The 9,338-nt window shown below is 69.5% G+C and carries 8 protein-coding genes and 1 pseudogene; 5 read left to right on the top strand and 4 right to left on the bottom strand.

What is annotated here, in order from left to right:
- Window positions 1-185 precede the first annotated feature (185 nt).
- The 4 genes from pbpC to AC3XYG_RS10675 all read left to right on the top strand — a co-directional run bounded on the left by pbpC (window position 186) and on the right by AC3XYG_RS10675 (window position 5,600).
- Complete coding sequence (gene pbpC, locus AC3XYG_RS10690) at window positions 186-2,309, top strand: penicillin-binding protein 1C (RefSeq protein WP_489139809.1); 2,124 nt, start codon at window positions 186-188, stop codon at window positions 2,307-2,309.
- Between the two features lie 142 nt (window positions 2,310-2,451).
- Window positions 2,452-2,928 (top strand): MarR family winged helix-turn-helix transcriptional regulator, encoded by a 477-nt coding sequence (locus tag AC3XYG_RS10685; protein WP_489139808.1) that lies wholly within the window; start codon window positions 2,452-2,454, stop codon window positions 2,926-2,928.
- Window positions 2,929-4,062, top strand: a complete 1,134-nt coding sequence (locus AC3XYG_RS10680; RefSeq protein WP_489139807.1) for an HlyD family secretion protein — start codon at window positions 2,929-2,931, stop codon at window positions 4,060-4,062. It abuts the gene before it with no gap.
- Window positions 4,062-5,600, top strand: a complete 1,539-nt coding sequence (locus tag AC3XYG_RS10675; protein WP_489139806.1) for a DHA2 family efflux MFS transporter permease subunit — start codon at window positions 4,062-4,064, stop codon at window positions 5,598-5,600. Before AC3XYG_RS10680 ends, AC3XYG_RS10675 begins: the two co-directional genes overlap by 1 nt.
- A gap of 23 nt (window positions 5,601-5,623) precedes the next feature.
- Here the strand turns inward: AC3XYG_RS10675 and AC3XYG_RS10670 are convergent, their stop codons facing one another.
- The 4 genes from AC3XYG_RS10670 to AC3XYG_RS10655 form a co-directional block, all read right to left on the bottom strand.
- On the bottom strand, window positions 5,624-6,262 hold the full coding sequence (locus AC3XYG_RS10670) for a macro domain-containing protein (protein ID WP_489139805.1): 639 nt from the start codon (window positions 6,260-6,262) through the stop codon (window positions 5,624-5,626).
- A 6-nt stretch (window positions 6,263-6,268) separates the two neighbouring features.
- Window positions 6,269-8,227 carry a bifunctional 2',3'-cyclic-nucleotide 2'-phosphodiesterase/3'-nucleotidase gene (locus tag AC3XYG_RS10665; protein ID WP_489139804.1) on the bottom strand — a complete coding sequence of 653 codons (1,959 nt, stop codon included), beginning with the start codon at window positions 8,225-8,227 and terminating at the stop codon, window positions 6,269-6,271.
- Between the two features lie 208 nt (window positions 8,228-8,435).
- Window positions 8,436-8,615 carry a YegP family protein gene (locus tag AC3XYG_RS10660; protein WP_489139803.1) on the bottom strand — a complete coding sequence of 60 codons (180 nt, stop codon included), beginning with the start codon at window positions 8,613-8,615 and terminating at the stop codon, window positions 8,436-8,438.
- Window positions 8,616-8,717: 102 nt separating this feature from the next.
- Window positions 8,718-9,182, bottom strand: coding sequence for a DUF2083 domain-containing protein (locus AC3XYG_RS10655; protein WP_489139810.1), 465 nt, complete (start codon window positions 9,180-9,182; stop codon window positions 8,718-8,720).
- A gap of 9 nt (window positions 9,183-9,191) precedes the next feature.
- Between AC3XYG_RS10655 and AC3XYG_RS10650 the strand changes: the two are divergent.
- Window positions 9,192-9,338, top strand: a pseudogene (locus AC3XYG_RS10650) (short-chain fatty acyl-CoA regulator family protein); the annotation flags it as partial.

Below are 9,338 nucleotides of genomic sequence, written 5' to 3'. Positions count from 1 at the left end.
GGGCCGCGTCCGCAGCAGATACAGGGCGCCGCATCCGGTGCCCGCCACGACCGCGAGGTTCGAGACCAGCAGGGCCGCCATCGCCGGGCCCCGCCCGGAAACAAACTTACAACTTCGTCGACGTGCCCCACGGGCAGCCATCAATCCGCCACGCCTGGCGCTAGAATGGCCGCGGAGGGACGGTGATGGGCGCAGTGCGGACACTCTGGCGACGGATCGCGATCGGGGCGGCGGCGGGCATGGTCCTCGCCGCGCTGGTGGTGGGCGCCGCCTTCTGGCTTGATGACCGCTATCCCCCGGTGCTCGACCGCTATCTCGACCGCTCGGCCATCGTCCTCGACAAGGACGGCCAGCTGCTGCGGGCCTTCACCGCGCATGACGGCACCTGGCGCCTCAAGGCCACGGTCGCCGATGTGTCGCCGCTGTACCTCGCCATGCTGCAGGCCTATGAGGACCGGCGCTTCCGCCGGCATCTCGGCGTCGACCCGCTGGCGACCGCGCGCGCCTTCGGCCAGATGGTCCGCCATGGCGGCGTGGTCTCCGGCGCCTCGACCCTGACGATGCAGACCGTGCGCCTGCTGGAACCGCGGCCGCGCACCCTGGGGTCGAAGCTGATCGAGATGGCGCGGGCGCTGCAGCTCGAGGCGCATTACTCGAAGGACGAGATCCTCGGCATCTACCTGACCCTGGCCCCGTTCGGCGGCAACCTCGAAGGCGTGCGCGCGGCGTCGCTGGCCTATTTCGGCAAGGAGCCGACGCTGCTGACCCCGGGCGAGGCGGCGCTGCTGGTGGCGCTGCCGCAATCGCCGACCCGGCTGCGGCCGGACCGCTTCCCCAAGGCGGCGCGCCTGGCGCGCGACCGGGTGCTGCTGCGGGTGGCCGGGGCCGGCGCGCTCGACCCCCAGGCGGCGCAGGACGCGACGGAGCAGCCGACGCCGACGCTGCGCCAGCCGTTGCCGTTCCGAGCGCCGCATCTGGCCGAACGGCTGCTGGCGGAGGATCGCGGCCGCGAGATCTATCGCAGCACCATCGACGGCCGGCTGCAGGCCGGGCTGGAGGATCTGGCCGACCGGTCGCTGCACGGGCTGGACGCCACCAGTAACTTGGCGGCGGTGGTGGTCGAGAACGCGACCGGCCGGGTCACCGGCTATCTCGGCTCCGGCACCTTCTTCGAGGAGCGGCGCGATGGCCAGATGGACCTGGCGCGGGCGGTGCGCTCGCCCGGCTCGGCGCTGAAGCCCTTCATCTACGGCATGGGGTTCGAGGACCGCATCATCCTGCCGGAAACCGTGGTGCTGGACCTGCCGATGCGGTTCGGCGACTACGCGCCCAACAATTTCGACCCCGGCTTCTCCGGCGAGGTGTCGGTGCGCGAGGCGCTGCAGCGCTCGCTCAACATCCCCGCGGTGCAGATGCTGGACCATGTCGGGCCCGCCCGCTTCGCCGCCCGGCTGCGCAATGTCGGCGCGCCGCTGCGCTTCGACGACCCGACGGTGCTGCCCAGCCTGCCGATCGCGCTCGGCGGCGGCGGCATCACCCTGCTCGACCTCGTCCGCCTCTATGCCGGCATTGCCCGCGGCGGCATCATGCCGGATCTGGTCTGGCGCGCCGACGCCCCGCCCAGCGGCGATGGCGGCGCCCGCATCCTCGACGCCTCCGCCGCCTGGTACGTCACCGACATCCTGGCCTCGGCGCCGCCGCCGGTGGCGATGGCCGATCCCGGGCTGATGAAGGACGGCCGCCGCATCGCTTTCAAGACCGGCACCTCCTACGGCTTCCGTGACGCCTGGGCGATCGGCTTCGACGCCGAACACACCATCGGCGTCTGGGTCGGCCGGCCCGACGGGTCGCCCAGCCCCGACCGGTTCGGCCGCAACACCGCGGCGCCGCTGCTGTTCCGCGCCTTCGCGCTGCTGCCGCCGCCGTCGCGCGACGTGGTCGGGCCGGCGCCGGCCGGCACGCCGGTGCTGCGGGCGGAAGACCTGCCGCCCCGGCTGCGGCGGCTGTCGATCGACCCGGCCGCGGAGGCGCCCTTGCCCTCGCTCGCCGGAGTCGAGCCCCTGGTCATCGCCTTCCCGGCCGATGGCGTGGCGGTGGAACGGCCGCGCGACGGTGACCGCTTCGGCTCGCTGTCGCTGGTCGCTTCGGGCGGCCGCCGGCCGCTGCTGTGGATGGTCGACGGCCGGCCGATCCCGTCCTCGCCGCTGAAGCGCGACGTCGATTGGACGCCGCCGGGGCCGGGCGCGGCCCAGATCACCGTGATCGACGCCACCGGCGCCACGGCCACCGCGCGGGTGTGGCTGCGCTGAGTCCCGCTTGAGCCGACAGGAAAGGTCTCCTGTCGTGCGATTCGCGTCGGGCAGACCTGCGCCGCGGCGATAGGTTCGACATTTGCCGCGACCGATCAACGGCCATATAGTAAGGCAGCTTACAGTCAGGTCGTTTCATGCCATGAGCGAAATCAAGCCGCTCGTCAGCCTTTACACCCTGATCAAGGACCTCGATCAGCTGCTGCGCCGCCGCTTCGAGGAGCGGGTGCGTGCGGCCGGGCTGGACCTGTCGCGGCCGCAATACCGGGTGCTGATCTTCCTCGACCGCTATCCCGGCATCACCCAGGCGCGGCTGGCCGAATATCTCGACGTCGAGAAGATGACCGTGACCGGCCTGCTGGACCGGATGGAGAAGCGCGGCTGGGTCGAACGCCGGCGCGACCCGAACGACCGCCGCGCCTATTCGCTGCACCTGCGTCCCGTCGTGCGCCCGATCGTCGACCTGCTCGAAGGCGTCGTCGCGCAGTGGCAGGACGATTACAGCGCCCGTTTGCCGGCCGAGATCATGGCTCGGCTGGTCGGTGATCTCGAAACACTGAAGGCCAGGCTGGCCATGGATTCGGAGGAGCCGGCGGCGATCACCGCCGGACGGAGCTAGATGCCGGACGGAACCAACAAGACGATCGAAGCCCGGCCGCAGCAGGCCACGGAAGCCCCGGCGGGGCAGGCGGTTCCGCCGGCCAAGCCGCGCCGCCGCCGCCGCCTGCGGCTGGTGCTGCTGCTCGGCGTGCCGCTGGTGGTCGCGGCCGTCGGCCTGGTCCTCTACGGCATGGGCGGCCGCTACGCCGGCACCGACAACGCCTATGTCCATGCCGACACGGTGTCGGTGGCGCCTGAAATTTCGGGCCGGCTGGTCAGCATCGACGTCCAGACCAACCAGCCGGTCCAGGCCGGGCAGGTGCTGTTCCGGATCGACGACCGGGCGCCGCGGTTTGCGCTGGAGCACGCCGAGGCGGCGATGCGCAACGCCAGCTTCGACTACCAGGGCATCAAGGCCAGCCTGGCCCAGGCCCAGGCGCTGGCGCAGGTCTCCGCCGCCGGCGCGGCTTATGAACAGCGCGAGCTGACCCGCACCTCGTCGCTGGCCAAGAACGACAACGCCTCGCAATCGGCGCTCGACACCGCCAGCATCCTGTTCACCACCGCCTCGATCTTCGTCCAGGTGGCGCAGACCCAGATCGACGTCACCCTGGCCAAGCTGGGCGCCGACGAGAACCTGCCGCTGGAGAAGTACCCACCCTACGCCCAGGCGGTGTCGGACCGTGACCAAGCCCAGCTCGACCTCGACCACACCCAGGTCAAGGCGCCGTTCTCCGGCATCGCCGCCAAGGCCGATGCGGTGCTGCCCGGCGCCATGGTCGCGATGGGCACGCCGGTGCTGGCCGTGGTGCGGGCCGACAGGATCTGGATCGACGCCAACCTGAACGAGACCGACCTGACCCATGTCGTGGTCGGCCAGCCGGTGACGGTCTCGGTCGACACCTATCCGGGCGTTACCTGGACCGGCAAGGTCGAAAGCCTGAGCCCGGCCAGCGGCGCCGAGTTCTCGCTGCTGCCGCCGCAGAACTCCAGCGGCAACTGGGTCAAGGTCACCCAGCGCATCCCCGTCCGCGTCACGGTGGACACCGCCGACAAGCCGCAGCTGCGCGCGGGCATGTGCGCCGAGGTCTCGATCGACACCGGCCATGCGCGCGGCCTGCCGTTCCTCGGGAGCCTGTTCGGAGCGCGGTGATGAGCAGCCCGACCCCGGAAGCCGGTGGGTCCGTCCCCCATCGCGGGATGATCACGGCCTGCGTGATGCTGGCCACCATCATGCAGGCGCTGGACACCACCATCGCCAACATCGCCCTGCCCTACATGCAGGGCAACCTCGGCGCCAACCAGGACCAGATCAACTGGGTCCTGACCTCCTATATCGTTGCCGCCGCGATCATGACGCCGGTCACCGGCGCGCTGGTCAGCCGAATCGGCCGCAAGAACCTGTTCATCATCGCGGTGGTCGGCTTCGTCGGCGCCTCGGTTCTGTGCGGCCTGGCCCAGAACGTGACCGAGATCGTGGGCTTCCGCCTGTTGCAGGGCGTGTTCGGCGCGCCGCTGGTGCCGCTGTCCCAGGCCACCGTGATCGACATCAACCCGCCGGAACGGCGCGGCCAAGCCATGGCGATCTGGGGCATCGGCGTCATGGTCGGGCCGGTCATGGGGCCGGTCATCGGCGGCTGGCTGACCGATCATTATTCCTGGCGCTGGGTGTTCTACATCAACGTGCCGATCGGGGCCGCGGCGCTGGCCGGCATGCTGCTGTTCATGCCGGACACCGGGCGGCAAGTGTCGAAGCGGTTCGACTGGCTCGGCTTCGGTCTGCTCAGCCTCGGCATCGGCGCCCTGCAGATGATGCTCGACCGCGGCCAAGACCAGGACTGGTTCAATTCGATCGAGATCATCATCGAGACCGTGCTGGCGGTGCTCGGCTTCTACATGTTCGTGGTGCATCTGCTGACGGCGGAGGCGCCGTTCGTCCGGCCACGGCTGTTCACCGACCGCAACTTCGTGGTCGCGGTCCTGGTCATTTCCATCGTCGGTTCGATCTACTATGCCGTCATGGCGCTGGCGACGCCGTTCCTGCAGACCATGCTGGGCTATCCCGTGGTCACGGCCGGGCTGGTGATGGGACCGCGCGGCATCGGCACCATGGCCGCGATGATGGTGGTCGGCCGCCTGATCGGCCGGGTGGACACCCGCATGCTGCTGCTGGCGGGCCTCGTCATGATCATCGGCTCGCTGTGGCGGATGAGCGGCTACAACCTCGACATCTCGCAGACCGAATTCATGATCGACGGCGTGGTGCAGGGCGCCGGGCTCGGCCTCGTCTTCGTGCCGCTCTCGACCATGGCCTTTTCCACCCTGCCGCGGATCTATCTCGACGAAGGCGCCGGCATCTACAGCGTGTCGCGCAACCTCGGCAGTTCGATCGGCATCTCGGTCGTCACGGCGCTCCTCACCCGCAACACCCAGACCAACCACCAGCTGCTGGGCGAGCACGTCAACGCCTTCAGCCCGGCGGTGCAGCAGCTGCCGACCATGATGTCGCCGGGCACCACCACCGGGCGGGCGATGCTCGACCAGATGGTCAACCAGCAATCCTCGCTGATCGCCTATATCGACGATTTCAAGCTGCTCATGGTGCTGGCGGTCGCGGCGATCCCGATGCTGATCCTGCTGCGCAAGCCCAAGGTTGCCGCGGGGCCGGCGGTGTCGGTGCATATGGACTGACCGCTGGTTGGTGCGGACGCGGCCTAATACTGCAGCCGCGTCGGCCGGTCGGTGTAGAGCAACTGGTGGCGCTCGCTGGCCTCGGCCCAGCCCATCGGCGGCCGGGAGACGCCTAGCAGCACCTCGTCGACCGCCGCCCGCATCTGCCGGGCGCAGATCGCGGCGGACACCCGGCCGACGCCGGTGCCCATGCCGGGGAAGGCGATGGTGTGCAGGTGGTCCGACAGCGGCTCACCAGCGAAGGGGCCGGCCAGGACTGTGCCGTGCCTGGCCAGCAGCAGCACCGCCCGCGTGGCCAGGAACGGATTCACCGTCTCCGGCGGCAACACCATCGGCACCCGCATGGTCGGCGCCGCGATCAGCCAGGGCTGAAGCAGGTTGCCGGTCTCGACCGCCTCGGCCGCGCCGACCAGCAGTTCGCCATGGTGCCGGTCCAGGATCCGCCGGCGCAGCCGGGTCTCCACCTCGATGCCGTAGCGATCGACATACAGCGCGTCGATGCCGCCATCCATGAAGCCGAAGCTGTTGGCCGGACTGACCACCGCGTCGCAGGCGATGTCGAGGATCGAGCCGCGGTGCACGCCGACATCGCCGAGATCGGCAAAGGCCGCCTCCCAGGAATCGGCCAGCTGGCTCTCCCTCGCGACCAGGACGATTTTCATGCGGGCCTACCCCCCGAACACCAGCCGGTATTTGGCGAAGCCGTCGCCGGCGTCGCCGGCCGGCTCCACCGTCAGCCCGGCGGGCACCGATTGGGCGGCGGCCGGGGCGCTGGGGAAGGTGACGATTGCGGTCTTCGGCAGGGCTGCGAAGGACCAGTTGGCGTCGGCGGTCGGGTTGATCCGGCCCTGGTCGTGGATGAAGCGCACCAGCACGTCGCGATTGGTGTCGGGCGCCGTCAGCACGATGTTCTTGCCGTCCAGGCCGGGGAAGCTGCCGCCGCCCCCGGCGCGGTAGTTGTTGGTGACGACGACGAATTCCTGCGTCTCATTGATCGGCTTGCCCTGGAACTGCAGGTCGACGATGCGGTGCGCATCCGGCGCCACCAGCTTGCCGTCGCCGTCGTAGCGCGAGGCCTGGGTCACGTCGATGCGGTAGGTCACGCCGTCGATCACGTCGAAATTGTAGGATGGGAAGCCGGTGTCGATCAGCGGCTGCTCCGTGGTCTTCGCCGGGTCGATCCGGTTGAAGATGCCAGCCGACCGCTCCAGCCATTCCCGCACGATGGCGCCGGTCACGCGCACCGCCCGCACCGTGTTCGGGTACAGATAGAGGTCGGCGACGTTCTTGATCGCGATCGGCCCGGCCGGAACGCTGGTGTAGTAGTCCGGCCCGTTGCGGCCGCCGACCTTGAACGGCGCCGCGGCGGACAGCAGCGGCAGCCCGGCCACGGGCGTGCCCGCCAGCAGCGGCGCCGCGTACCACAGCTGGGCCTGGCTGACGATCTGCACCGACGGGTCATCCGCCACCAGGGCGAAATAGCTGGTGATCGGCGCGGTGATCTCGCCGACCGGCTGGCGCACATAGGCCAGGGTGGCGTCGTGCTCCGGCTGCGCCGCGGCCACGATATCCGCTCGCGATTCGACCAGCGGCGTCACCTTGCGGTCCTTGCGCTGGTAGATCGGCCGGGCTTCCGACTTGAAGGCGGCGACTTTCCAGGCCGCGCCGTCATGCTCGAGATCGAGGTCGATGACGCCGAGATGGCTGCCCCAGAAGCCGGCCATCACGGCCGGGATGCCGTGCAGCGTGCCGCGCTCGGCGTCGACACCGTCGATGCCGGCGAAATCCGGGCCGGGAAAGACCAGGTGCTGGTGGCCGGTCAGGATCACGTCGATGCCGGGCACCTCGGCCAGGTACAGGGCCGCATTCTCCTCGCCGCCCGAACGCGGGCCGCCGGCGATGCCGGAATGGCACAGCGCCACCACGATCTCGGCGCCCTCCTGGCGCAGCGCCGGCACGAATTTGCGGGCGGCGTCGACGATGTCGGTGGTGGAGACATGGCCTTCGAGATGGCCCTGGTCCCACTGCATGATCTGCGGCGGCACGAAGCCGATGACGCCGATCTTCACCGTCTGCGCAGCACCCGCCTCGTCCTTCAGCGTCCGGGCCAGGATCTTGTAGGGCGGCAGGTAGGTGGTGCCGTCCGGCTTCAGCAAATTGGCGCAGACCAGGGGGAAGTTGGCGCCCTGCATCATCGCCTTGCCGAGATAGTCGAGCCCGTAGTTGAACTCGTGGTTGCCCATGGTGCCGCAATCATAGGCCAGCAGGTTCATGGCCTTGACGATCGGGTGGATCTCGCCGCCGTCCAGGCCGCGCTGATAGGCCATGTAGTCACCCATCGGGTTGCCCTGGATCACGTCGCCATTGTCGAACAGCAGGACATTGGCCGCCTCGGCTCGCGCGGCCGCCAGCACCGCGGCGGTGCGGGCCAGGCCCATCGTGTCGTCGTCCTTGTCGCGGTAATAGTCATAGGGAAAGACGGCGACATGCAGGTCCGTCGTCTCCAGGATCCGCAGCTTCAGCTTCGGCGCAGCGGCCCGCAGCCGGGCGGGAACCAGCCCGATAGCGGCAGCAGCGACGCCGGCCTTGAGGGTCGAGCGGCGGGTGATCGGGAGGCGGTCGGCCATGGGGGCTCCTGCGGCGCGGTCGGGTGCCGCAGTCTAGAGCGAAGCCGATGACGGTTCCTATCCCTGGAATAGAGAGGCCGGTCGACCGGTCATGCGGTTCCGACGGGACCGGGGTTTCAGGAAGCCGCTGCCGTGGACCGGGGGGCCTCGGATCGAGGGGACGGCACGCCCGGCGCCGATGCAGGATCGCCGGGCGTGCCCACCGGGGTCAGTCCGTGGTGTCGTCCGTCGGCGCGTCGGGGCCGTTCTTCTTGATCGACTCGATCGCATTCTTGGCCGAGGCCTTGCTGGAATAGCCTTCGGTCGAGAAGATCACTTCTGAATTGTATTTGAACCGGACCCGGAATTCGCCGGCCTTGTCCTTGTAGATCTCGAATTTGTGCGCCATGGGTCGCTCCCTCCGATCATCAAGTCCAGATGTCGAGTTTGATCTGAGAAACACAACAATCGCAAGCGGCTTCGGGTTGGCTGGTGCGGGATCGTCTTCGCTTCATCCGGCCGGGGCGAACTGATACGGGGTGGCGCCGCGCAGGTTCTCGTCGACCGACAGCACATGGTTCAGCGGCGGGAAGGCACGCTGGTCGCAATCCGGCCGCTCGCACAGCCGGCAATGCAGCCCGATCGGCGCCGCCGTCTCATCCGCCGCCAAGTCTATGCCGTCGGCATAGACCAGCTGCGCCGCCTGGGCGATCTCGCAGCCCAGCGCCAGGGCGAAGCTCTGCCCCGGCGCGCGGAAGCCGGCGCCGGGCTTGGACACGGTGCGGGCGATGGTGACCCAGCGGCTGCCGTCCGGCAGCTCCGCCACCTGGGTCTGGATCCGGCCGGGCGAGCGGAAGGCATCGGGCAGGATCCACAACGGGCAGGCGCCGCCCATGCGGGCGAAGGCGGAGTTGGTGGCGCCGAGCCGCTTGGAGACGTTGCCGGCCTTGTCGCTGCGGATCAGGAAGAACGGCACGCCCTTGGCGCCCTGGCGCTGCGCTACGACATCGAGGTGCTGCAGAGCCGGTTCGAGGCCAGCTTCGAACAGGTCTGCGTCCGCCTGACCACGCTGCAGCGCCAGGGCGCCAAGGGCGTGCCGTTCTTCCTGATCCGCAGCGACAAGGCCGGCAAC

It is taken from the genome of Inquilinus sp. (assembly GCF_057815775.1).
This window is presented reverse-complemented; position numbering and strand designations above follow the sequence as displayed.

Bases quoted from the DNA above. Each gene is read 5' to 3' on its own strand.
- AC3XYG_RS10670 (WP_489139805.1), bottom strand. From the start codon at position 6,262: ATGAAAATCGTCCTGGTCGCGAGGGAGAGCCAGCTGGCCGATTCCTGG.
- AC3XYG_RS10680 (WP_489139807.1), top strand. From the start codon at position 2,929: ATGCCGGACGGAACCAACAAGACGATCGAAGCCCGGCCGCAGCAGGCC.
- AC3XYG_RS10675 (WP_489139806.1), top strand. From the start codon at position 4,062: ATGAGCAGCCCGACCCCGGAAGCCGGTGGGTCCGTCCCCCATCGCGGG.
- pbpC (WP_489139809.1), top strand. From the start codon at position 186: ATGGGCGCAGTGCGGACACTCTGGCGACGGATCGCGATCGGGGCGGCG.
- AC3XYG_RS10665 (WP_489139804.1), bottom strand. From the start codon at position 8,227: ATGGCCGACCGCCTCCCGATCACCCGCCGCTCGACCCTCAAGGCCGGC.
- AC3XYG_RS10685 (WP_489139808.1), top strand. From the start codon at position 2,452: ATGAGCGAAATCAAGCCGCTCGTCAGCCTTTACACCCTGATCAAGGAC.
- AC3XYG_RS10660 (WP_489139803.1), bottom strand. From the start codon at position 8,615: ATGGCGCACAAATTCGAGATCTACAAGGACAAGGCCGGCGAATTCCGG.